This is a genomic window from Coprococcus sp. AF99-45, from assembly GCF_027663865.1.
In the GTDB taxonomy this organism is placed as follows: domain Bacteria; phylum Bacillota; class Clostridia; order Lachnospirales; family Lachnospiraceae; genus Allocoprococcus; species Allocoprococcus comes.
Map to the genome: position 1 here is coordinate 24,231 of NZ_JAQDGZ010000007.1, position 25,312 is coordinate 49,542.

Annotated in this window: 26 protein-coding genes; 2 read left to right on the plus strand and 24 right to left on the minus strand. The window is 37.9% G+C overall.

Features of this window, described 5'->3' with window-relative positions:
- Positions 1-35 precede the first annotated feature (35 nt).
- The 7 genes from mutY to PGR14_RS07430 form a co-directional block, all read right to left on the minus strand.
- The gene (gene mutY / locus PGR14_RS07400; protein ID WP_055247547.1) at positions 36-1,760 is read right to left on the minus strand and encodes an A/G-specific adenine glycosylase; all 1,725 of its coding nucleotides are present in this window, start codon (positions 1,758-1,760) and stop codon (positions 36-38) included.
- 220 nt (positions 1,761-1,980) lie between these two features.
- Positions 1,981-2,460: a YcxB family protein gene (locus PGR14_RS07405; RefSeq protein ID WP_207738560.1), complete on the minus strand. Its 480-nt coding sequence runs from the start codon at positions 2,458-2,460 to the stop codon at positions 1,981-1,983.
- 141 nt (positions 2,461-2,601) lie between these two features.
- Complete coding sequence (locus PGR14_RS07410; protein WP_081445273.1) at positions 2,602-2,796, minus strand: hypothetical protein; 195 nt, start codon at positions 2,794-2,796, stop codon at positions 2,602-2,604.
- Positions 2,797-2,888: 92 nt separating this feature from the next.
- Positions 2,889-4,016: a coiled-coil domain-containing protein gene (locus tag PGR14_RS07415; RefSeq protein WP_270223193.1), complete on the minus strand. Its 1,128-nt coding sequence runs from the start codon at positions 4,014-4,016 to the stop codon at positions 2,889-2,891.
- Between the two features lie 232 nt (positions 4,017-4,248).
- Positions 4,249-6,360 (minus strand): efflux RND transporter permease subunit, encoded by a 2,112-nt coding sequence (locus tag PGR14_RS07420; protein WP_172679826.1) that lies wholly within the window; start codon positions 6,358-6,360, stop codon positions 4,249-4,251.
- 344 nt (positions 6,361-6,704) lie between these two features.
- On the minus strand, positions 6,705-6,902 hold the full coding sequence (locus tag PGR14_RS16260) for a hypothetical protein (protein ID WP_242856276.1): 198 nt from the start codon (positions 6,900-6,902) through the stop codon (positions 6,705-6,707).
- Between the two features lie 205 nt (positions 6,903-7,107).
- A complete protein-coding gene (locus tag PGR14_RS07430) occupies positions 7,108-7,338 on the minus strand; it encodes a DUF5348 domain-containing protein (RefSeq protein WP_270223194.1) in 231 nt (76 codons plus the stop codon).
- A gap of 202 nt (positions 7,339-7,540) precedes the next feature.
- Between PGR14_RS07430 and PGR14_RS07435 the strand changes: the two genes are divergently transcribed.
- Positions 7,541-8,074, plus strand: a complete 534-nt coding sequence (locus tag PGR14_RS07435; protein WP_270223195.1) for a helix-turn-helix domain-containing protein — start codon at positions 7,541-7,543, stop codon at positions 8,072-8,074.
- 28 nt (positions 8,075-8,102) lie between these two features.
- Positions 8,103-8,468 (plus strand): hypothetical protein, encoded by a 366-nt coding sequence (locus PGR14_RS07440; protein WP_055261619.1) that lies wholly within the window; start codon positions 8,103-8,105, stop codon positions 8,466-8,468.
- Positions 8,469-8,861: 393 nt separating this feature from the next.
- Here PGR14_RS07440 and PGR14_RS07445 read toward each other — a convergent pair whose 3' ends face one another.
- The 17 genes from PGR14_RS07445 to PGR14_RS07525 form a co-directional block, all read right to left on the minus strand.
- Positions 8,862-9,518, minus strand: coding sequence for an MAE_28990/MAE_18760 family HEPN-like nuclease (locus PGR14_RS07445; RefSeq protein WP_055296464.1), 657 nt, complete (start codon positions 9,516-9,518; stop codon positions 8,862-8,864).
- Positions 9,515-10,624 carry a DUF262 domain-containing protein gene (locus PGR14_RS07450; protein WP_055260956.1) on the minus strand — a complete coding sequence of 370 codons (1,110 nt, stop codon included), beginning with the start codon at positions 10,622-10,624 and terminating at the stop codon, positions 9,515-9,517. Before PGR14_RS07450 ends, PGR14_RS07445 begins: the two co-directional genes overlap by 4 nt.
- 12 nt (positions 10,625-10,636) lie before the next feature.
- The gene (locus tag PGR14_RS07455) at positions 10,637-11,554 is read right to left on the minus strand and encodes a BsuBI/PstI family type II restriction endonuclease (RefSeq protein WP_055260954.1); all 918 of its coding nucleotides are present in this window, start codon (positions 11,552-11,554) and stop codon (positions 10,637-10,639) included.
- Entirely contained in the window at positions 11,547-13,031 is a 1,485-nt protein-coding gene (locus tag PGR14_RS07460; RefSeq protein WP_055260952.1) for an Eco57I restriction-modification methylase domain-containing protein, read from the minus strand. Before PGR14_RS07460 ends, PGR14_RS07455 begins: the two co-directional genes overlap by 8 nt.
- 25 nt (positions 13,032-13,056) lie before the next feature.
- Positions 13,057-14,043: a reverse transcriptase family protein gene (locus tag PGR14_RS07465; protein WP_055260950.1), complete on the minus strand. Its 987-nt coding sequence runs from the start codon at positions 14,041-14,043 to the stop codon at positions 13,057-13,059.
- Positions 14,036-14,335 carry a helix-turn-helix domain-containing protein gene (locus PGR14_RS07470; protein ID WP_055260948.1) on the minus strand — a complete coding sequence of 100 codons (300 nt, stop codon included), beginning with the start codon at positions 14,333-14,335 and terminating at the stop codon, positions 14,036-14,038. The genes PGR14_RS07465 and PGR14_RS07470 overlap by 8 nt, the downstream gene beginning before the upstream one ends.
- Positions 14,336-14,898: 563 nt before the next feature.
- Positions 14,899-15,273 (minus strand): TnpV protein, encoded by a 375-nt coding sequence (locus PGR14_RS07475; protein ID WP_055260946.1) that lies wholly within the window; start codon positions 15,271-15,273, stop codon positions 14,899-14,901.
- Positions 15,274-15,277: 4 nt separating this feature from the next.
- Positions 15,278-16,693: a plasmid recombination protein gene (locus PGR14_RS07480; RefSeq protein WP_330663442.1), complete on the minus strand. Its 1,416-nt coding sequence runs from the start codon at positions 16,691-16,693 to the stop codon at positions 15,278-15,280.
- Positions 16,694-16,990: 297 nt separating this feature from the next.
- Positions 16,991-17,218, minus strand: a complete 228-nt coding sequence (locus tag PGR14_RS07485; protein ID WP_055066584.1) for a DUF5348 domain-containing protein — start codon at positions 17,216-17,218, stop codon at positions 16,991-16,993.
- A gap of 117 nt (positions 17,219-17,335) precedes the next feature.
- Positions 17,336-18,673, minus strand: a complete 1,338-nt coding sequence (locus tag PGR14_RS07490) for a virulence-associated E family protein (protein ID WP_055260942.1) — start codon at positions 18,671-18,673, stop codon at positions 17,336-17,338.
- Positions 18,648-19,292, minus strand: coding sequence for a CHC2 zinc finger domain-containing protein (locus tag PGR14_RS07495; RefSeq protein ID WP_055260940.1), 645 nt, complete (start codon positions 19,290-19,292; stop codon positions 18,648-18,650). The genes PGR14_RS07490 and PGR14_RS07495 overlap by 26 nt, the downstream gene beginning before the upstream one ends.
- Before the next feature lie 187 nt (positions 19,293-19,479).
- A complete protein-coding gene (locus PGR14_RS07500) occupies positions 19,480-19,650 on the minus strand; it encodes a hypothetical protein (RefSeq protein WP_009243121.1) in 171 nt (56 codons plus the stop codon).
- Positions 19,651-19,667: 17 nt separating this feature from the next.
- Positions 19,668-20,138, minus strand: coding sequence for a site-specific integrase (locus tag PGR14_RS07505; protein WP_270223198.1), 471 nt, complete (start codon positions 20,136-20,138; stop codon positions 19,668-19,670).
- Positions 20,139-20,225: 87 nt separating this feature from the next.
- A complete protein-coding gene (locus PGR14_RS07510; protein ID WP_118364721.1) occupies positions 20,226-21,800 on the minus strand; it encodes a recombinase family protein in 1,575 nt (524 codons plus the stop codon).
- Entirely contained in the window at positions 21,791-23,491 is a 1,701-nt protein-coding gene (locus tag PGR14_RS07515) for a recombinase family protein (protein ID WP_055182399.1), read from the minus strand. The genes PGR14_RS07510 and PGR14_RS07515 overlap by 10 nt, the downstream gene beginning before the upstream one ends.
- The gene (locus tag PGR14_RS07520) at positions 23,492-24,706 is read right to left on the minus strand and encodes a recombinase family protein (RefSeq protein WP_270223199.1); all 1,215 of its coding nucleotides are present in this window, start codon (positions 24,704-24,706) and stop codon (positions 23,492-23,494) included.
- On the minus strand, positions 24,703-25,077 hold the full coding sequence (locus tag PGR14_RS07525; RefSeq protein ID WP_118046419.1) for an MmcQ/YjbR family DNA-binding protein: 375 nt from the start codon (positions 25,075-25,077) through the stop codon (positions 24,703-24,705). The genes PGR14_RS07520 and PGR14_RS07525 overlap by 4 nt, the downstream gene beginning before the upstream one ends.
- Positions 25,078-25,312: the final 235 nt, after the last annotated feature.

Sequence of the window (25,312 nt, forward strand, 5' to 3'; positions counted from 1 at the left end):
CGCATTTCGCAAAATCGAAAAGCAATGTCCTTCTTTTATTTCACCTTCCATGCGCTAAACGCCGATGGCATGGAATATTCCTTTTGTATTTCTTCCGGATGTGCAAAGATCATCTCTTCTTTGCAGTTCTTCTCCAGTTCATCCACGATCACCTCATACGCAGTCATATGCCATTCAATATGGCTGAAAATATGCTTCGCATTCCGCAGCTTTTTCACACGGATCGGTGCAAGACCGATAGATTTACTGTAAGCAGTTACTTCGTCCATCGTAAGCTTTCCGTCCAGATTCGGGAACTCATACATACCTGCAAGCAGTCCCTTATCCGGTCGTTTCCGGATTGCCACATGATCACCATCCTTAAAAATCAAAACGGTTCTCTCCTCAATCCTGCGCGCTTTTGCCTTTTTCTTCACCGGCAGTTCATTCTGGATTCCCAGCCTTTTCGCTTCACAGATTCCCGTAAGAGGACAGATTTCACACTTTGCCTCCCCATTCGGCACACAGACAATCGCACCAAGTTCGATCAGCCCCTGGTTAAAATCCGATGCTGCATCTTCCGGGATCACCGGTTCAATCGCATTTTCTATCTTTGTCCTGACGGACGCTTTCATAATATCTTCATCGCTCGCCAGCAGTCTTGATACCACCCGGAGAACATTTCCGTCCACTGCCGGCTTTGGAATTCCATAGGCAAAAGAAGAAATTGCCCCTGCCGTATAATTTCCAATTCCTGGAAGCGCCTTGATCTCCTCATAATTTTCCGGAAATTTTCCTGCGTATTCTTCCTCGATCTTCTGCGCTGCTTTTTGCATATTGCGTACCCGGTTATAATATCCAAGCCCTTCCCAGAGCTTTAAAAGCTTATCCTCCGGTGCCTCGGCTAGATCTTTTACCGTTGGAAGCTCTGTCATGAAACGCTCAAAAAATGGCTTTACTGCTTCCACTCTCGTCTGCTGTAGCATAATTTCAGACACCCATACCCGATAGGCATTTACATGATGTCTCCATGGCAGATCCCGTTTCCGCTCTCTGTACCATTCCACAAGCAGCTCCGGTGCTTCATAGAGCTGTGGATTGGTAAGTACTACCGGAACTTCGTCCGCAATTGCAATGGAATCCTCCGTTACAAAACAGTCCTTTGCGATCACCTGAACCCCGGTTTCCGCTGCTTCTGCAAGAACATCTGCAAATTCTTTGTGAGTCCGTCTGTTTGGTGTAAAATAACGTACTCCTTTCATCTGGACCACAAAGAATACATAAGCCTCGTACCCATCCTGCACCGCTTCTTCCAGCTCTTTTAAATGCTTCACTGCCCGCTCGCTCGGTGCATCCGGAAACTTTACCACGCCTTCTTCTTCCAGCGTAACCCCTTTCACTTCTATAAACGCTTTTTTCTCTTCATATTCCACATACAGGTCAAACCTGGAATTCTTATAGGTAACTTCCGGTCTGACGATCTTAACGTCCTTGAACCATCTCCCGGCTTCAATCCATTCCTGCACCACTTTGTTTGTCACCTGGGAATCCATATTGATCAGCCGGTCAGCCTTCCTGACACTGATCAGATCCCAGCCAGTCTTACGCCCTGCACTTTCAGACTTCCGGACAAACACTTCTGCTCCCGGAACCAGAAGTTCCGCGCACCTCCCTGTGTTCTTCACATGGACCGTTTCTTCTTTTCCATTTATTTCTATTTTTGCTATAAATCGATTAGGGCGCTTTAAAAAGCGCCCCTTTTGTATTCTCTCATATATCATATTATTGCTCCCGGTTTCCGGCTATCACAAGTGGAATCTGTTCATGCTCCGCTTTTCGGATATACTCTTTGCTGATCTGCGAATCCGTAATGATCTTGTATACATCCTTAACCGGACAGATCACGGCTCAAATCCGCAACTCTTACTTTTCCATTTTCTGTTACTTTCTGTAATATATGATTCCGTCTTTCCTGTAACATTTTCCCCTCCACATAACAGGCTATCTCAGATGTACTCTGGCCGGTCCGAGTTTTTTTGTTGCCAATGTCAAAATCGGTACAAACTTGTCCCCAAAATCCGGTTTTGGTACAATCAATTCCTTTTCTGTCTCATAATAAAATCCAATTGTCTTTGGTGTTGTAACTACCTTCTGGATCTGTTCCCATTCATAAGTTTCTTTTTTATCAGCAAACTCTACCTGGATACCTTCATCATTGAAAGTCATTTCATTCGGAACGTGGTAACGTTCAATTCTTTTTACCTGCCTTTTAGAACGGTATTTCAGAAGCAATGGTGTATACACAATAAACACAACCGCTGCTACCAGATAAAAAATAATCTGCACGGGTTTTATCTTTCCCATAACCAGCATGATGATTCCCATAAAAGCAATCGCTGCTACCAGAATATTTGTCAGAAAACCTGCCAGTTTCGAATAAGTATGATATAACGTAAAGTCAAACAGGTATGTATCTGTCATCCGAACTGTAATTTTCTCTTCCACTTTCCTTTCTTTAATAGTTTTCACCCTTTCGTTCGACAACTATTCTCTATAAAACAAAAGTCCTCTTGTATTGTAACACACAAGAGGACTTCATTCCATAAACAAATTATAACATTTTTATTCTTCCGGTGCAGCTTCACCTGTAACTTTGTAGTGAGCCCATCCTTCCGGTGAGTAAATACCTTTCTGTTTCTTCTGCATGGACTCTTTACAGGACGTGCTGCATGGGATGCAGATAAATTCGACAAGCTGATACGTGACGCTAAGGCAACCTACGAAGCACAGTAACCGGACTTCTCCAGTACAAAGCAAAATATGCCTTTTCAATTCACTGAAAATACATATCCCATTAAATTCAAAAGCGGGGCAGTAAAAGGTTTGTCCTTTACTGCCCCGCTTTTCTTTTACCAATCTGTATACAGATCTATATTTCCGGATCCACTTCCGGTATCATATACTTTTCCAGCACCAAGTGACGTCTCTACAACTGTTCCTCTCGGGTAATCATCACTTGCCAAAACAATGTAACCATCGGCATCCCTGATTGTTCCGTCACTTGCTATATGGCGTCCTGGGATCGCAAGCCCTCCTCCCGGAAGTACCTTCTGAGAATAGTAAGTCTCGGTATGTCCATTATACCAGATCCTTCCCTTTGACGGGGTAAGACCGCCTGATGGGATCACATAGCCACCGCTTCCAGAATTGGAAGAATCGGAACTAGTATTATTCGATGAATTGTTGTTGGAAGGATTATTATTTCCAGAAGAACTGTTATTCCCCGCTGAACTGCTGTTCCCGGAATTATTGCCCGCAGATGTATTACTTCCGGTGGAAGCTGACGCCTGCTTTGTCTCTTCCTGTGCCTTTTTTGCCAGCTGCTCATCCGCTTTCCTCTGGGCTTCCTCCTCCTGCTTTTTCTGTGCCGCACGTGCCGCCTCAAGCTGTGCATTTACCGTGGCAAGGTCTGTCGAAGTCTCTTCTGCTTTTGCCTGCAACGCTGCCTGTTCACTGTCCAGCTGGCTTTGCAGGTCAAGCAGTTCCTGCTGCCTGCTTTTCAGTTCAGCCTCCTGCTCTTCAATACCTTCACGTACTTTCACCATATTCTCCAGCATATCCTTATCGTACTTTGTAATATTCTGGATAAAGTCTACACGGTTCAGGAACTCTCCCATACTTTTTGCTTCATATACCATAGAAAGCAGTGTGTCCGAACCATTTTCATACATGTACTTAATTCGAGTCTTCATGTTTGCATACTGTACTTCCTCGTTATTACGGGAAATCTGGAGCGATGCTTCCAAACGGAATACTTCATTATTAGACTCTTCAATTTTCACTTCTGTCTCAGCGATTTCATTGCTGATCGTAACCAGATCCTGGTTGATCCCTTCCAACTGACTCTGTAGATTACTGGTCTTATCTTCGAGGCTGTCCACCTCTTCTGCATGTACCGACATCCCCGACAGCGCGATACCGAATGCACAGATCAGAGAAAGTCCGCACTGTACGATTCGTTTTTTCTGCATTTTCATAAATGTAATCCTTTCTTGAATGTTTTGGGGTAACACTAAGATAGTATATACCATTTTAATCAAAAGAACAACCTTCTATTTTCCGGAAAGGTCTGTACACAGCCATTACTTCCCATTTTCAACATACAAAAAGCTTCTTCAGATGCCATTTTTCTCTAAGTGTATGACAGCAAAAAGGAACAGGCTTTTTGCTGATTTCAATCAGTTAAGCCTGCTCCCTTTTCAGCAGAGCCTATGCTGTCGGCTCTGCAACTGTTTTACTTTTATCTTTTTTCACTCTGTATCCAGCAGTTGTTCTGCAGATGACTGGATCAAAGATCAGGAACATCGCCGGAAGGACAGTCAGTACTACGATCACACTGATGATCGCTCCCCTTGAAAGAAGTTCACAGATAGAACCGATCATATCAACCTGTGTATAACAAGTCACACCAAATGTTGCCGCAAAAAAGCTCAATCCACTAGTAATGATCGATGGCATACTGATTCTGTGTGCAATCGCAACAGATTCTTTCTTACTCTTGCCTTTCATACGTTCTTTCTGATATCTGGTCGTCATAAGGATTGCATAATCAACGGTTGCTCCCAACTGGATTGCTCCGATAACGATACTTGCAACAAACGGAAGACTCTTGCCCTGATAGAACGGAATCGCCATATTAATCGTAATCGCAAACTCGATAACCGAAACCAGAATGATCGGAAGCGAGATGGATTTAAATATAAGCAAAATGATAATAAAGATTGCTGCGATTGAAATAACGTTAACCCTTGTCAGATCGATATCTGTTACATCCTGCAGGTCTTTCATCAGTGGTGCTTCACCGATTACCATTCCAGACTTATCATAGGATTTTACAATCTTATCAATCTGTTTGATCTGTTTGTTGACCTGCGGAGTTGCAGACTCATACTTGGTACATACAAACATCAACTCGGTATCCTTACCCTGAAGCATACTCTTTACATCATCCGGGATCATCGATTCCGGAATAGAAGATCCAACGATGGAGTTAAGTCCAAGTGTCCATTTTACACCTTTGACATCATCAATTTCACTCATCATTGCCTTTTTCTCTTTGGCATCCATGTCTTTATCTACCATAACTATATGCATTGTACTCATATCAAAGTCATCTTTCAGTTCACTGTTTGCCACATTTGATGGAAGTGACTGTGGAAGTGACTGTGCAATATTATAATAAATTTTTGTATGATTATTGCCATAAATAGCAGGAATAAGCAAGATCAGGAAAGCAACGATCCATACTTTGTAATGTTTGGTGATAAATGCTGAAACCTTATCCATGCTCTTGATCAGCGGTTTATGCTTGGTTTTTTCAATCGGTTTATCAAAGATAAGAATCATTGCCGGAAGGATTGTTACACAACAAAGCACTCCAATGATAACACCTTTTGCCATAACAATACCAAGATCTCGACCAAGTGCAAATGTCATAACACAAAGAGCTACAAATCCTGCTACTGTGGTGACAGAACTTCCTACAATGGATTTGAATGTATTAGAAATCGCATGTCCCATCGCACGGTTCTTATCTCCCGGGAAACGGCGCTTGTTCTCTTCGTAGCTATTCAGCAGGAAAATGGAGTAATCCATCGTAACCCCCAGCTGCAATACCGCCGTCAGCGCTTTTGTAATGTAACAGATCTCGCCAAGGAAAATGTTACTTCCCAGATTATATACAATCGCTACACCTATACTGATTAGGAAAAAAATCGGTACCAGGAAGGATTCTCCGGTAATTTCCAGCACCAGAAAAGAAAGAATTGCCGCAATTACAACATAAATCGGGACTTCTTTCATTGCTACATTCTTGATATCGGCTACAACACCTGTCATACCTGCAATAAAACACTGTTTGCTGGCAATCTTACGCATCTCACCGACTGCATTCATTGCTTCGTCAGATGAAGTCGTATTGTCAAATAATGCGAGCATCAGTGTCGCATCTCCGTTGTAGAAGGCTTTTCTCAAATCGGATGGAATCATCTCTACCGGCAGTGAAAGATCTGCCACATCACCATACCATAATACTTTTTCGACATGATCAACCTTATTAAACTGATCTGCCAGCTTCTGGATATCTTTCATGTCCGTATCCTCTACAACAACCATGGCGAATGCACCCATACCATATTCATCCACCATAACGTCCTGTCCTTCTACTGTTTCCAGTGATTCCGGAAGGTAACTGAGCAAGTCGTAGTTAATTCTTGTCTTCGCCATTCCAATAAATGACGGAATCAAAAGCAGTATCCCCAGTAACAAAATTATAAATCTGTGTTTTGCTATCCATTTTCCCGCTTTGACCACAATAATCATCTCCCTGTCTTTACATTTTTATTCTATAGAATATTATACAAAAAAATGACTAATGGTCAATATCAAATAGTCACAATAATTTCATAATTAAAAAATGAATTTTGGTCATTTTTAGCATGGTTAATTTTTTATTATTTTCCAAAAACTATAAACTACAAAAAAACTGCTACTAGCAGTTTTTCTTATACACAAACATAATCAGGTAGGAGGTAAATAATTATTTTATTTACCGTCCTCCCACACCACCGTACGTACGGTTCCGTATACGGCGGTTCTTTAGTTTTCACAGATTATTAGATAATAGTCGAGTATGGATGTATATCCCAGCTTGGCTATTATTTTTTTTAAAAGATTTGGTTCAAGACTTTCGTCATTTTCCAATAACCTTTTCTACTATTGGCTAGTTCCTTGGCTTTCCAATCCTCTAAACCTAGTGCTTTCAGCATTCGGTATTTCGTTTTGATTTTCTTCCACTGTTTCCAATAGACCGCTCGGATTCTCCGCCTTGCCCATTCATTCGTTTTTCGGAGGAGCTCTTTCATATCTGCGAGCCTGAAGTATTCCACCTATCCCCGCACATACTCTTGATACCTCTTTTCTCGTACTTCATTGCTAATGCCTTTGTTCCTGTCGGTATGTTCTCTTTCGACAGCCGTACCGTCCATAAAAGTCCCCTTGCGCCCTGCCGGGAGCATAACGTCCGGTGGACGTCTGCTTTGCACCGACCGAAGCAGATCATAGATCTATTTATCCAGATATCCTTGCCTGCACATATTCCAGATTTCCACAATAAGGTGTCCCCACCAGATACCATTCTCTTGCCCGATTCATCTCCATTCTGGTCTGTACCCATTCATCATCTAGCAGCACTTCCAGTCCTTCCCCCCAGTGGAAGCCTGTATCAACCCATAAGTCTGATGCTAATAATCCATATCTTCCATTGCGGCTGTTATATCCTAATCTTCCCTGTTTCGTCATTTTCTGCTCCTTTCCAGTCACTTTTATGACTCTTTTGATGTTTTATACTACGATTCACTTTTGTGACTTTGTCAATAACCTTTTGCGAATTTTATTTTTATAATCCATTCTATATTTTCATACTCTGCGAAAATCAACCTCTTTCGTGCCATTCACTTTTGTGCTAGAATAGAGCCACAAATCTTATTAATGAGGCAGCATTATGGTTGGTAAAAAAATCCGGGCATCCCGGGAATTTAGAGGATACAGTCAGATACAGTTAGCCGAGCTGTCCGGCATTAACGTAGGAACGATCAGAAAATATGAACTGGGAATCCGGAATCCAAAACCGGATCAGTTAGAAAAGATAGCAACTGCATTGGGATTAAATGTAAGTGTTTTTCTGGATTTTAATATTGAAACAGTCGGAGATGTACTCTCCCTGTTGTTTTCTATTGATGATTCAGTGAATCTCTCACTTGCCGAGACACCTGATCAGAAGGTTTCACTGACGTTCGATAATCCTACAATGCAGGACTTTTTCAGGAAATGGTGTCAATTTAAAAATGTCTATGAAAAGGAAAAAGCTGAAATATTAGCTATCGAAAATGAAGATAAAAGACAGGAAGAACTAGATAAGCTAAACGCTACCCAGGACGAATGGAAACTGCGTGCTATGGGAACTACGATAGGTTGTCATACTATCGTTAAAAAAGGTACCGAGGGCAATACTGTCAGAGTTTATGATCTAACTTAGTTTTAGTATATATAGAAAGTGTGACGAAATGGTTACTTTTAGATTAATTGAAGAAACTGGTCAATATCTTACTTATTGGTATTTTCCAAATGGTAATGAAGATGAAATGTATGGAATTATACTAATTGACAAATTAAATGAAACTGTAGAAATTCAGAAAATGGCACATGATGATTTTTCCCATATTGTTACTGTAGATGAGCAAAATGAACTCAGAAATTCTATTAATGAAACGAGAAAAGAAGAAGGACTTCCACTTTTAACCGAAGAAGAATGGCCTTCAGCAACAACTGCGCTTACAAAAACTTTTTTTGCAGATCATGCTATCAGTAAAATCATAGAAAGTTATAATTCCGGGGAAATTTTAAAAGAAGGAATGTCTGCCTGGTATTAAAAAGCGAAAATTATATATTTTGTTATCACAAACGGTTGTCAGGTCACTCTCCCGGCACCCGTTTTTCTATGCTGCTCGTTATTATCTCCCACTCTTTTATATATTCCCAGCCAACAGAAAACCCCGTAGAACCGAAGTTCTACGGGTATCTTACCTTTGGACACAACGCTATGTTACGATATCAAATCTATATTCAGATTGTACTACTCGATAATTGTAGCAACACGTCCTGATCCTACAGTACGTCCACCTTCACGATATCAGACTGGTGTATTGCGGTGTGCAAATGGTGGTTTTTCGTTTGATTCGTGGGGGAAACTCCGGATTTTCCGTTGTGTCCGTATGATTTTTGGGGATTTTGTTATCATGGTGTTATCACAACACAGCTTATACTTAATTTAATTTCTGTTTATATTCCTTCAAACACGCTGCATTCATTATTTGTATTGAAAACATATTCATCATATCTACAATCTTATCATAGACTTCATTAAATCTATCTTGATCCAAATCAATGTATTCCGGTTTTTCTCCATGTGCAATTTCATTTCTCATCTTCAGTAATACTTCATCCAATAGCTTAAAATTCCCTTCATATTGAGAATAATCCAAACCTATTGTTTCCATTATTTCTATAAAAACATCTGAATTTAAATTACTTTTTGTTTTTATTACATCTTCGTATGGTATATGAGCCCTTTTATCTTCCATATTTCTAATATTCTTTATAATTTTATTATGTCTTGAAGATTTTCTAGTCTCATCAAATCCTAACAAATCATTTTTTACAGCTATTGACCAAAAATTATTCTTTAGTTCTTTATACTGTAATCTCTGATTTGCTACAAATGACAAATATGCTGTTGCAATATTTTTTATCATTCCTTCCCAATGAGCATAGAGTATTGCAATTCCAGATCTTAAAGCAGTATTTTTTGCAAATTCTTTTGCCACAAAAATATTACTTTTTATTGCCGATAATTCCTTTCTTCTCCAAGACATTTCTTTATCAACATAATCTTGTAGTTCATCTATTGTACGAATTTTCATTTCTTAAAATACTCTTTCCCCCATTCTGATAATGCTCTATAACGTGATATTACTTTTGTTCCTGGTGTTAAGTTGTCTATGTACACACCTTCTTCATACATATTTTTCACTTTTTCATTAATCCATTTTATCGGATTTTCCATTTCTAATATTGTATCTATATTTGTGTACACTCCTATTGAAATCACTTCATACGCAGACGTCAAAAATGCTCCAACAAATCTATCATCTGTTTTTCTATACTTTTTAAAAGTATTTTCTCCTAACGCTGTACTTAATAAGGCAAATGTTTTTTTAAACTTCTCAGTTATTAAATCCAAATCTAATTCTTTATTATCACATAATAGTAATATTTCCTGATCCAATAACTCTGACATTTCTCTATAACCTTTGCTTCTCTCCCACTCAATATTAAGTGCAACTAATAACCTAACAACCAATTCCATTCTAAATTGTTCATCAGCTTTTCTATCACTTATTGAAATACAATTTCTATAGCTTTCCAGTTTATCCAACTGGCAAATAAATTTATAAAATTCTCTATTTTCCATAATAATCAGGCAATTTCTAACTTCTTGATCACTTAAAAAAGCGCCACCCGTATTTAAACGCTGAAACAATTCGTACTTTGCCTTTGAGTCACTTGCTTTCTTTAATATTGTTACATCTATACGTGATCTTTTAAATTCTAACTGTTGTTCACGTGTAAACTCCAAATCCTTATTTTCTTTATTTTTCCATTTCATACCCTCAAACGAAGGCAAATCTTTAGTTCCTAATAAAGTTAATGGCTCAATTTTTTTCCCTTCATCATCTTTTAATATCCCCATAAATTGAAAAATAGTAGATAATCTTTGTACACCATCTATTACATCCCAAACTCCTTCCTCATTTTGACTCACATAAATTTGAGGAATAGGTATATTCAACATAACTGATTCAATCAATTTTGTTTTTTGATAATCAGACCATCTGTATAATCTCTGGAATTCTGGATGAACATCTATTTCTTCATCCCTATATAAATTTGCTAATTCCCCTATCGACATTTGATAAGATTCCTTATATATTTCGCTTGATTTCTTTTTAATTTCATCTTGTAACATCTATTCTCCTCCTTATCTCGGTCCCATAAATTTGTCGCCATTCAAATGTATCATATGCTCTGGCATTTCAGCTATCCATACTTCTGTATCCCATGCCAACTCTTCCGAAAACTTTTTATACGTTTTAAAATCCAAAAATGCCGTAACAAATATTTTTCCAGCGGTTACATCTTTTGTCATTTCTGTAATTTCCAGAATACGTTTTGGATCCATTGGACCTACTGAAGTCACTGACTCAATAAAATAAATCCAATTTTTGTCTTCCCTGTACAATACGACATCCGGCATTTTATCATGAAGTGTAATCTCAAAGCCCAATTTCTTCAGTTTATCTATATTTTTCACTAAATCTTTCTCTATCGTATCTCCTACATATAGACACTCTGCATTCTCAGCGAATCTCGGTGCAAACTCCTCTATAATTGCTTTCTGTAGTTCATTATGTTTCCCCGGCGAAAACTTAAAATCATCCCCATTTATTTTCACAGGCATCATCTTCATTTCCTTTTTCGATGCATAAATGTCAACTAGTCTTTCATGGTACATCATATATCTCGATGATATTTCGTTCCAGCCAACGCTTTGATAGTGTTTCAACAATTCCAATGTTTCATTAGTTAAGCGATAACGATAATTTGGACTATTCGTTGCTTTCCCATTATCTTCTACTAATGCTGCTGTTCTAAATCTGTGTAATGCTTGCTTTCTAAATGTTTCTCTACTATTTTCTGCGTAAGTGCTTCCATAATTTGAATTTGTAAACTGAATAATATCATGAATTCTAATCCACTCATTTGTTGCATTTCTCCATGACATATCTGGTTTTATTCCAGCCATCGCTAATAAAACATAACAACATATATCTGCCTGCTGTGCTTTTGGCATTCCTACAAATTTCAATATTTCGCGTGCTTCTTCAATCTTATCCACAGTACCCCTCCAATATCATATTACAATTTTTTTCTGACATATCTTTGCTTTTCATTATTTTCCTTCCCATTTCCTGAATAATATTAATATCAGGAACTGGCATTGCATTAATTTCAGTTGAATTAACCTGCGTTGAACCATTCAAAATCCGGTAATATTCATCATAAATTGTTGAATTAAACAGCACATACAAACCATACACCAAGCACTCAGACATATTTGTAAGTAGCCCATCAATAAAATTAATCTTATTTTGTGTACTTATCTTTGAATACTGTGGGAATTTTTTCGACAAATATACACCACACTGCAATCTTCTCGGTTCTTCCTTAGCTGTGAATCTCTTTACAAACAAATAGTTGTGATTATCCTGCATTAAACCCTTCTGCTCTGTCACAACATATTCATGCTCCTTTTTAATAGGAAACTGGACTACACCATCTTTTATATGTTGTGAATAAAATAAAGGTATCGCCCCCTCTTCTACATCGTCTCGTAAAATATCTCGATTTCTGAAATCAACAGTCAATCCTGTTTTCATTTTTAATCCTATATCCGGAAGCGTTTTATCCCACTGATGCAACTTCTTCAATACTGAAACTTCTTCTTCATTTGTAACCAAATATACATATAATTCTTTTCCAGAAACAACAAGATTATATGGAACTACTAATGTGGTACACTGGTCAAAATCCTTATTTGTATGCGTAGATGTAATAGTAACATTATCTGGCTGCACCTTTGTCTTTTTAACTTTTACTATAATAGTTTCCTGTAAAACATTTTCTTTATCAAATACTTTATTTCTGCTACCAAACAAATGTATATGAATGATCTTTCCTTCTGACAAAAAATATTCTCTGAATCTCTTAAAATAAGCTCCTGATGTCCATGACCTTGGAATTATATAAACCATTTCCCCAGCATCTTTTAGGTTAAATAATCCCATTGCCGCAAAAATGAAATACATATTAGGCGCTCCATAACAAACTGACGGCATTGCTGTCGCTTCCGGAGCATCCTTTGATATTTTCATATACGGGGGATTTCCAATCACTATGTCATATTTTTCCGGATTCCAATTTCCACCTAACATATGATTAAAATCGAGATACTGGCTGGTTATATAATTCTCAGTTATAATTTTTATATCTATTTTTTTACTTGAACATTTCTGCATATAAAGAAGATTTTCCTGCAACAATGGTAATACATTCTCATCGTTCTCATAACAGGTTACAATAATCTCTTTAATATCCTCTATTTTATCTAAACGTTCGATCATGGCACATGTTAAAATTCCGGATCCCGCACCAGCATCTAGTAACGTTACTGTAGTCTGCTCCGGTATAACAAATAATCCAGCCATATATCTAGCTGTTTCAATGCTCGTAAAGAACTGTCCGTATTTTTTTCTCTCTTTTTTTGGCATTTCTTCAATATATTGATTAGTTTTCTCCACAATTTGTTCTAACATCAACTTCCACCTATCTATTTTATTTCTAAACCAAAGCTACGTCTTCACGCCTTTGAACTTTTCCCCTTTTTCTCATGTTGCGATAATAACGATTTCTCGCCAACAAGTTTAAATCATCTTTATATTTTTCTACAAATCTATAAATTTCCGGAAATATATCAGGTTCTATTTGTCTGGCAGAAATAAGCAACCCTCTTAGCTTTTCAATCTCAACTATATCCTTATTCTTCAAGCAGGTTTTATACATTTCAATAATCTCATATCTTTTTTGATTTGGAACAAGCAATTTTCCTTTTTTTATTCCTACTCCTGTCACTTTCTTAAATGCATTGTTTTGATAGTAATGATCTTTTTTTGCCTTTGCATGTAAACAATAACTATTCAAAAGTTCTTCAACATCTTTTCTCAACTGTTTTGATATACCAATATTCGATGAAAAAGTCATATCATCCACATACAACGTAAACTCACATTTATATTTTCGTGCAATTTCATATATATTTTCAAACATATCACTATAAGACCAGTATACCACAAGTTGGCTCGTTGGACTTCCTGTAGGTAACGTTCCTCCACACATGACTAGATCTGTCATAATCCAAGCGATATCATCTGCCATTAAAAACTTTTCTTTAAACATACTGTATACATATTTTCTTTTTGCCGAATCATAAAATTGTGAAATATCCATTGTTTTCACATTATAATTTCTACAATGATTTCGGGCATTTGAAATATAACTATGTTTCTTTTTTCCAGATATTACCCACTCAGGTGTTTTTATCCTACTCATTAATTTACAAATTCTTTTTTGAATACTTTTTAATTCTTTTTCCGGGACCATGAAATTTCGAGTTCCAATACCATTAGATTTTGGTTCCGAAAAATGATTATATTTGTATGTATGATTTTGCTTAAAATATTTTTCATCCAGCTTTAGTATTCTAGCCAACTTTCTTCTGTTTCTCATTCTATACAATGGACTAAATTCTATAGGGTATGTTTTACTCATCTTCAAATTCCCCTACCTTTTCCAATATTTTAAGTAATTTCATTCCGGCACGAGCAATTCTTTGTTTTTTATCATTTTTTATTTCTTCACCTTCTAAAGATTCCGCAAATAGCATTAATGTTGATTTTTTCATTTCAAACACTTTCGCATATTTGTCTAAAACCTCCATCGTAGGCTGTTTTTTCCCATTTTCCAATTCTGACACATAGCTCTGTGATAATTCCAGTTTTTTTGCTAATTCTGCTGATTTATATCCATTAAATATTCTTAACAATCTTAATGCTTCACCCATTGTATCCTCTTCCATTTCTGTAAATAAAAAAATAGATTAGTTGGTATTAAGAGTAGTTATCTAATAAATATTCGATAACTGTTTTGCATACATAGATAACAAACTTACCAGCCAATCTAGCAATTGTACTTTTATGTTTCTTACAAAATGCAACAACATTCTCAATACCGGATTTGAAAAACGCTTTAACTTTTCTGCAAAACATATCTTTTGCCTCCTTTCTCATCTTTGTAAACAAAGACGCCATCCAAGAAAGGAATTATGAATAAGGTAGTTTTTCAAATCACTGACTAATCTATCATTAAAGCGTGTTCCATCCACACGCTTAAGACGTAGCAACCTCGTATCACAGTAACACATTTACTTGGCATCACAGTAGATCATCTACTCTTCCTAGACCATTACGACATTGCCCGGGTTTAATTTAAGGTCGTCCAACCTTCCAAGCATTTCTGCTCACATTACATCTTCTGGATGGATATACCTTCGTTAAAGTAGTTTCATTATACCCAACTTCTCATTTTATGTCAAGATATTTTATCGCTATTAGCGATATTTTGTATTTATTTATATAGAAATCCCTTCTCTACCATTTCTTCCGCAACATTCTTAATATTGTTCATCCTCCGCACCCATTCCATCTGATCCTGCATCTTCAGTTCTTCTGTCACGCCCCACTGTTCAGCCATCTGTTCCACCAGCATCTCGACTTTTTCTCTTGCTTCTTTATCGACCTGATTCAGATGCTCCGTCAGTTTTCCGGTCAGTACCAGATATTGATACCTGGCACTCCTGTGTTCCTTCAGAAACTGTTTTCGCATTATTCCATATTTCCCATATGTAGGTTCTTCCTCATTGATTTCCAGATCCGGCAGATAATAATCTCCATGCAATGTGTAGCTCAGTCCGTTCTTTTCATCATAAATCTGTTTCTTCATATTCTTACAACTCCATTCCTCTGTATTTTGCTTTGTTCTTTTTTATCTGTGCATTGTATTCTTCACTTCGTTCTTTCGCCCATGGTATGCGATCACTTATTTTTTTCGGCATTTGTTCTTTCTGCTTTTTCGCTTCAAGTTCCGCCTGCATCCGGATATCGTCCTGCACCAGTCGTTCTACCATATCTTTACCCAACATGCGTAAAAGTCGGTTATATCTGTCTGCAATTCCCTGCAGAATTTCTTTCTCACCGGATAATTTCTGATAATCCTTCTGAACTTCTGCCAGTTCCTTTTTAGTGTTCTCGTGCTCCTGCTTTTTCTTCTGAAACTTACTTTTCCACTTATCTCTTTCTCTGGTAAGTTCTTTAACCTGTGCAGCCATCGCACCAATTTTATTCTTCATTTCAATGAACAAGGGTTTTATTTTCTTATCCCGATAAGTTACCGCACGTTCCAATGCTGTAGCTTCCGGCAAAAATGTTTTGATCATTCCATATTCTTTTATTTCCTTACTGACATTATCCATCACTGGTTGCAGGAATTCTCTTCTGTCCTCCAGTTTTTTCAATTCCGTTTCTGCTTTCTCCGCACGTTTTTCCGCTATCTCTTTATCTTTCTGGAACTGAATTTTTTCTTCTTCCAGTAGTTTAATATCTGCCCTTGCGTCCGCAATCTGAGAAGTCAGGCCTTCATTCTCTGCTGTCAGATTTTCTTTTTCCTGTTCCAGTTCATGCACTTCCTTCTTACGTTCTTTCTTTTTGAAATTGTAAACATCCAGATGCTCTTCATGTGTACCTTTCTGCTCCCATTCAATTCCATGCTGCATTGCAATTTCTGCCAGCACTTCTTTTTCATAATTTATCCACTGGTTCAGTTCTGTATCATGCTTATTTCCACCTTGACATCCAAGACTTTTCAATGCCTGTTTCAGTGAAACTCTGGTATCCGTGCCTTTTCCCTTCCAGTTGGTGACATAAGGAACAAGGTCAAGATGCAGATGCGGAGTAGCTTCGTCCTGATGCAGATAGCAGCTAAATACCCGAAGTGTCGGATTCCGTTTCTGGAAGTCTTTCACATATTCGCCCAGTACCTTTACAGCCAGATTTCCTTCTGACGTTCCCACTGCCATATCCTCACAATTACCAATCTGGAATATCACTTCATGAAATAACTTCTCCTGTTTGCCCTGTCGGATTTTTTCATAATAATTTGCAATTTTCCGGTCCTTTCTTTTCCCGACATTATATCTCTCAACCGCATCGTCAAACAGCTCTTTATAAACTTCCTTCAGATTCTCATTCTTATAACAAATGTTCAGTTGTACTCTGTCCGGATCTACATTTTCTGCTACAAAATCCCGTCTGTTATGAGCCAGTGAACCGGCTCCGATCATGCCACTGATTGTTCGTTTCATCATAAATTTTCTCACCTCTTTTCTGTTTGAGTGCCAGATATGGCTCATGATTTTTATTTACGCCAGACATGGCGATATTTAAGAAACTTTCACCGGATACGATAATTTAGGAATCTTCTCGAACCTTAGTAGTTCGAGAAGTATCGGGGACAAGCCCCTCTTTTGTTACTTTTGTCAAAAGTAACGCAAAAGCACTTTCGACAGCGTACCGTCCATCAAAAGTCCCCTTGCGCCCTGCCGGGGGCATAACGTCCTTATGGACGTCTGTTCTGCACCGACCGAAGTGGATCATAGATCTGTTTATTCTGGTATCCTCGCCTGCACATATTCCAAATCTCCACAATAAGGCGTTCCCACCAGATACCATTCTCTTGCCAGATTCATCTCCATTCTGGTCTGTACCCATTCATCATCTACCAGCACTTCCAGTCCTTCTCCGCAGTGAAATCCTGTATCAATCCATAAGTCTGATGATAATAATCCATATCTTCCATTACTGCTGTTATATCCTAATCTTCCCTGTTTCATCATTTCCTGCTCCTTTCCAGTCTGTAAACGGAATTTGTAAACGGGGCTCAAAAGATTTTAAAAGTTAACTTTTTAAGTTTTTCCTTCAAGTTCCGTTTACATCGTTTACAATAATCTTTACTCAAACGGTATCTCCAACTGTTCCGGTACTTCCATGAATCCGTCTTTGTCTTTTTTCTCAATACCTTCTATTCGTTTCCATGACCGCTGGATGCCATATTCCTTTCCAAAACGGTGAGTACCGTGTTGTTTCCATCCTTCTATTGCATTATTCATAATATTTGCGATTTCTTTGCTTTCCCATTGTTTCATCTCACCTGTCCGATGCAGTGCATCATCAAACAAAAGCTTTGTACATACATAATCGTCTTCATAGTCATCAAGAAACGCCTGGATAATTCCTGCATTTGTATCTTCCGGCATAAATTCTTTCTGCAGTTTCTTCGCTTCTTCCTCAATCTCTTTTGTAAAACTGAGGTATACATTTCCCTGTTGATAAAGCACCATAGCCTCTGCCCATGCCTGTACAATATAAGCTCTGCTCTCTTCTTCATTGTCTAGAATATGAACTTTTGCTTTTGTTATATCTGTCATAACTGGGGCAAATCTCCTGTTTCCGGTTCTATCCAATGGAAGAAAATTTAGGTCATTCGATGTTCCACAAAATACACACTGTCGTGGTCTGTCCTCTGGATAAACCTCATAAGGAACTTTGTAAGTTTCTTTCTGTCTGCTTAGAAACGATTTTATCTGTTCAATGTTCTTTGCAGTAACAGTTGCTTTCATTTCTCCCATCTCTATAATCCAATGGTTCTGTAATTTCCGATAAATATTTTCATCATCCAGGTGATCCAGATTGTCACTGAACCAATCGTCATTTATTGCCAGATATTTAAAAAATGTAGATTTTCCGGCTCCCTGACTTCCTACCAGGCAAAGCATAATATCATACTTTATTCCTGGTTCATATATCCTGGATATTGCTGCCAGCATATGCATTTTCATCACGCCAGTCGTATAACTGTTCTTTTCAGCTCCAAGAAACCGTGGAAGTAAATTCTCAATACGTGGAACGCCATCCCACATTAGGCTCTCCAGATAATCTCGAATCGGATGATACTTATTTTCATTGGAAACAATATCTACCCCTTTTTTTATTACTCGTTCACTAGTAATCTCATAATTATCTTCCAGATACATCTTTAGATTACTATCGTCCGTATCTGTCACTGTGAGGCTCTCGCTTCTCCGTTCCCAAGGCACCTCTTTCACAATGTCCATTCTTCCAGAAAGTTCATTTCGTTTAATCGCTTTTTTCAATACCGGATCATTTTGAAGTACGGTTACACAATTTCTGATTGTCTGCTTTGTTCTTCCTTTATCCGTATGCTCCAGCATTTCATTAACATCTTCTACTGTAAGCATCTCCTCATTCACAATATCTTCTAATTCCATCAAGGACTTCTCGCTGATATTCGTTAATTCTTTCTTCAATTTTTTCAACCTCCCTTCTCTTTATCTTGAAAAACTCTACAATTTCTTCTCCCGTTCCAAACATCAGCACGTCCAGATAGTCATTTATCTTTCTTTCATTTGCCAATGCCTCCGTAAATAATTCGTGCCACTCTTCTTCCGGTTCTGGTTTGTAAAACTCTTTCCAGAATTGAATCCATTTCAGATATCTAATCAGCACGTCTGTTGCATGTTTCAACCACTGCTCCAGTTTTTCTCTGATCATCACAACTTTAGGTTTCTTTGATATCAAAGTATTCCTGCTTTGGTGCGTCCTTTTGTATTTGTTTCTGTCTTCGACTTTTATATCCAGTCCAAAATCTTCTACCAGCTTTTTTGCGGCTTCATACTGTGATATTCCAAATAACTTTGCTGTAAAATCTATTGCATCACCGCCCACTCCACATGCAAAGCAATGATACATTTTATCTGCCTTCATACTTGGGTGTCGGTCTTTATGAAACGGACAACACGCCATTCCATTTCTTTTTACTTTAATCCCGTAATGCTCCGCAGCCTGTCTCGCTGTCACACATTCTTTTAGCTGTTCAAATAATGTCACTTCTACCTCCTGCCCATCCGGGCAAGTCTCTGATGAACAGATCTCCGGGAATTGTTGTATCTTTCAATTCGTGATATACTTAATCTGCCAAGATGGTATATCAGTGAATCTGATTATCAGAGAACTTGCTCAGATATTTTGTCTGGGCTTTTTCTTTTTGTCTGTCAGTAGTCATAGCTTTTGCTCCTTACACAAATCTCCTTGTAGGAATAATGATAATTTCAAATTTGCTTCCGTCCTCTAATTCAAGAAGAATCACATAATCTGAATCTCGATCTGGTAAAATGGAACTTATCTTCAACTTCTTACTGTAGTTAATTGCATCAAATATTTTTCCGACTACTTTCTTTGTTTTCATTTACTTCTTCCTCCGTATTAACGTTTGTTGTCCAGCATCTCAGCTACTTTTTTCTGCTGTGACGGGTACAGATGCCCATAAGTGTTCAATGTCATCTGAATGTCTTTGTGCCCCAGCCTTTCCTTGATAATCAGTGGTTCTACTCCCTGATAGATTAGATATGCCACATGACTGTGCCGGATATCATGCACTCTGATTGGTTTTACACCAGTCAATGCTTCATATTTCTTGAGACGTTTCTGCAGTGTTCTCGCTACAATCGGAAACAACCTCTGATCTTCCGGAAATCCATAATGTTTTTTCGCATACTTCTGCACCTCTTCTTTAAGAAAATTAGGAATATCAATGGTACGGACTGAATTTTCTGTTTTTGGAGTATCAATCACATCTCTTTTCCTGATCCGGTTATAAGTCTTATTGATATGCAAAAGATTACCACTCATATCAAAGTCTGAAAGACTCAATGCCAGAAGTTCTGCTTTTGTCAATATAAGTCTAAAAAAAATTTGCTTTTAATTCGCAAAAAGCACCACTGTTTTCATCCAGTGATGCTCCTGCGAACAATCTTATTCCGTTTATGCTTTTTCTTCTTTGTAGAAAATGTCATCCATCTTCCAGCTTATCTCCATACGACCTGGTTCATAAATAAAGACTTTCTCAATAATCTTTGACAGCTGTATTTTGTCAAAATCCTGCAATGCTGCAATCTCATTTACTTCCATTTCTTTTTCTGTTGCTTCATCACATTTTTTCTTCGCTACTGCAATCTCATTCTCCAATTCTGCTATCTGCAAAGTGATTTCTGAAATACGGGAAGTCGTTTTTTCCAGTTCTTCCATATACCCTTCCTTGTCCAACACTTCTGAACGATAATCAGAATACAGTTTCATTTTTCTTGACGAGAGTCGCTTTTTTTCACTTTCCAGTGTTGCGATATTTTCTTCTTTCAAAATTGTTTTATGCCATTCACTTTTCTTTTTCTCAAGATTTTCCGAAATGAGTTGTGCCATATTTATGGCTGCATCCAGTACTGTTTCTTCTGCTTCTTTCCTGTCCATTTTACTTTCCGCACACCCACTAAGACCGCTGATATGTGCCTGCATACAGCGATACCCAGTCTCTCTGCTGGTAAAACCAAGTCTTCTTCCACAGGTCGGACAAAAGAAAATAGGGCAGGCTACTCCTCTTTTTGTAAGAACTCTTTTCTGGTTAGTAAATGCTTTTTCATTTGCTTTCTGGAATAATTCATCGGATATAATTGGTTCATGTGCATTTTCTACAACAATCCACTCTTCTTTATCATTGGAAACCAATTTATTGCTTCCTGTTCTTGCCACTCTCTTTTTATTCCAAATAATTTTCCCAAGATACACTTCATTTTTGAGCATATCTGAGATTGTTGTGACTGACCAGAGTTTCTTTTCTTTTTCGTTTTCTCTGTGCATTTTTATACCTTTTCTGCACATATACTCCCGGCATGTAAGCACATGGGTTTCGTTCAGATATTTTGCTATCTGTCCTTTTGTTTTCCCATCTGCCGCCATTGTGAATATCAGTTTCACTATTTCAGCCGCTTCTGGGTCTATAACCAGATGATGCTTATCTTCTGGATCTTTAATATATCCATATTTGGGAAAAGCCGGCATATATTCACCGTTTTTAGCATGTGTTTTCATAGCAGAACGAACTTTTCTGGACAAATCTCTGCTGTACATTGCATTCAGCATATTTTTTAACGCTACGCTCATTCCTCCAGTAAAACCAGAGGAATTGATACTGTCAAAGCCATCGTTAATTGAGATAATTCGAATACCAAGGACTGGCAGGATTTTTTCCAGATAATTCCCCACTTCCAGATAATCTCTTCCAAATCTTGAAAAGTCCTTTATAACAATACTTTTTATACGTCCTGTTTTTGCATCTTCCATCATCCTCTGAAAGCCAGGACGGTTAAAGTTTGTACCACTGTACCCATCGTCTACATATTCAACTACTGGACAGTTAGTAAATTCGTCCTGTTTTTTGATAAATTCGTTTATCAGCATTCTCTGTGCACTGACACTGTTACTTTCGGCTTTTATACTGCCATCTACATCATTATCCTCCGACGAAAGTCTGATATAAACAGCGATACATTCTGTTACTGGCATAACTCAGCCTCCCGTTCTTTTGCATATTTTCTTAATTCTTCCAACATATCATCATACACCAAACGTACCGTAATAGAACCGCTTTCATGTATTTCGATTTTTTCTACAAAAGCATTGACCATTTCCTTTGTCAGCGTTCTCGTATTGCGGTATTTATTGATCAATGTTTCCCATTCTTCCTCTGTGTGAAAATTTTTTTCATATCCAACCTGATGCTTTAATAAAATTTCCATGTTATTCTGGATCTCTTTTTCTGTTTCCGCATCCTGCTTTGAAAATGTTTCATACTGCTCTGCATCAATAATACGGCACACATAATCCTCAAACAATCTTTCCCGGTGTACTGCCACTTTTTCCAGTTCTTTCCGGCATTTCTTGATTTCCCTGTTAAACACATCATATTTTTTAATGCTTTCCTGTCTTTGATTCAACCGCCGAATCAAATCTACATTTTCAACATATACATTGATATGTGCACGTATCACACGCAGTACATAATCATTCACTTCCAAATCAGTGATAGAATGTGGCGTACACTTCCCGTGGAGCTTATTATTTCCACAGTAAAACCTACGATGATTGCCTTTTGTTTTCCCATATAAATACATGGTTTTTCCACAGTCTGCACATACAATTTTCTGCTTGAAAAAGTTGAAGTCTCTTACATTATTGCCATTTGATTTACGAGCTTCATTAACCCGCTTTACGATATGACCAATCTTTTCCTGTACCTCATCAAAATCCTTTCTGCTCACAAGTGCCTCATGGGTATTTTTGATAATGATCCATTCTTCTTTCTGATTCATTTTCTGTCTCTGTGCAGCCCAGGAATCATTGGTAAACTGATTATGCACACTATCACCGGCATAATATTGATTCTCAAGGATTTTGTGGACTGTTCCTCCACTCCATGTCCATGCCGCTGACTTTTCATTTGCTTTTCCTGCTTTATCCAGCTTGTAGGCTTTCGGGCAGAGATACCCATCCGCATTTAATTTCCGGGCAATCTCAGCATAAGTCATTCCATCAATAAAATACTGAAATATCTTTTTCACCACTGGTGCTGCTACTGGATCTGGAATCAGCTGATGAGGATTATCCTTGTCTTTTTCATAACCATAAGCCATCTGACCGGAAGGAAATTCGCCATTTGCCCAGCTCGTCCGGTATGAACTTCTTATTTTCTTTGCCAAATCTCTGGAATAAAACTCATTATACACGTTTGACATGCTGATCAGCAGACTTATGTCATCTCTGAACGAATCATAATGATCATTCACCGAAATAAAACGCACATTAAAGAATGGGAACACTCTTTCAATATAGCTTCCCGCCTCTACATAATTTCTTCCAAGCCTAGAAAGATCTTTAACAATAACACAGTCAATATTTCCCTCTTTGATGTCCTGCATCATCTCATTAAAACCATCTCTCTCAAAATTAGTTCCGGTTTTAGATATATCATAATATTCCTTTGCAACCACGATATCTTTCTGTTCTTTTACGAAATTATGAAGCAAAACCATCTGCGTTTCTATCGTATTTCTTTCTCTGTTTTTTTCACTCTCATAAGAAAGCCTTGCATAAAGGGCTGCATGTGAAACTTTTTCACACTGGTTTTCAGCTTCTGTAACCAAATTTTCTTTATTTCCAACATTCACATAATCTACTTTTCTTGATTTTCGAGCCATTTATACGACCTCCCTCTTTTGAATTTCTATTCTTCCGTCCATACCTGTGCTGACATCACATCCCACCGACTGTATCTGCCGTAACAGGGATTGATAACAGTCATCAAAATTAAATCTGACTTCAATATGTTTTTTGTCATATACCAATATCTGGTCAATCAGTTCAACAGCAACAGTTCTTGTAAGTTCTTGTATATTCTGATGCTCGGCAAAATAATCCAGCCAATGATATTTATCACTTTTTGATTCCAGGACTTCACTGATCTGTTGATCAATGCTTCGGACTGCTTCCTCGGCTTTTTTCCGTTTTTCTGTGTACCCGTCATGAAGCTCTTTATAATCTTCTTTTGAAATGATTCCTTCACGGAAATCCTCATATAGATAATCTCTTAACTCCCGGCATCGCACGGCTTCTTTTTCTTTTGCTTCTTTTCTAATTTCCAGTTCTTTTATATCCAATTCTTGAAATGGTACTTCATGGATAAAATCCATGATTTTTTTCATATCAAGGATATTTTCAATATGGATTTTTACCAGTTCCAATACTGTTTCTTCTAGTTTACCCATTGGTATTCTGTGTGCTGCACACGCTTTCGTAGCCGCATGTCTGGAACAGATATAGTAAGCATATACCTTTCCTCCTGCCGGAACATCCCGTTTGATCATCATTGCCCCACAGTCTCCACAAACCACAAGTCCAGATAATGGATATACCTTTTCCTCGTTCGGAGAAGTCCTTGTATCTATCCCTAATAATCTCTGCACCAGTGCAAATTCTCGTTCTGATACGATAGCCTTATGGTTTTTTTCAATTCTAACCCAATCTGTCTCCGGCTTTTTCATCAATTTTTTTACTTTATGGTTTGGTGTTGTTCTTTTTCCCTGCACCAGAGTTCCAGTGTATACTTCATTTTCAAGGATTCTTTTTACCGACATGGCGCTCCATTCTGCCTGTTCGTGTGTTTTAAAATTATCCTGAATCAGAAATATCTTTTTGTCGTCCGGTAGATTCTTCTCTGCAAATTCCAATATCGACTGATGCAACCTTGAAAAATAGATTCCTGATGCAAACCCAATCATATCATAACTGCTCAGGTCTGCATCTGGCTGTTTCACAGCATCAATCAAATCCACCTGACATTCTTCTGCGATCCTCTTTACTAATTTTTCTGTATTTCCATGATGCACAGATGCGTATACTATCGCTGTTCTCATTTTTCTTCCTTTCTGTCTGCTCCGTCAATCAGGTCATAGCTCATATCCAAAAAGTCCAATATCTTCGCTTCACTGACTGAACCATCCAGTAAAATCGTGATCCAGTGCTGTTTATTCATATGGTATCCTGGTAAAAATCCATAAGTCTGAATAATCATGCTGGTCATTTCTGGATCGCACTTTACATCCATGATTTCAACCAGATCATTTCCCTCTAATCCCAGTTTCGATTTTTCAACCGTCATGATCACTGCATACCATTTCCCATTTTTATGTCGAAGTACTGCACTGTCCGATAGTTTACTCCATAAATATTCCGGCATTGTGCCATACTGTTTCTGCACATATTCAAAAATTTCTTCTTTCTTCACAATCTATTCAACTCCTGATTTTTCTGATATCCTGCCCATAATCATACCACATTTTCGTATCCCATACTACCTGCCAAATTCTTTTGCATTTTTCCGGTTCTCCTGACTTTAACTAATAGAGGGGTAAAACAGCAAGGACAGGAAGTGAGGATACACTTCCGGAAAATCCCAATTTAGGGAACCCTGCCCTAAATTGAAAAAAGCTGAAAGCAACGATACTACTACCTTCTCAGAA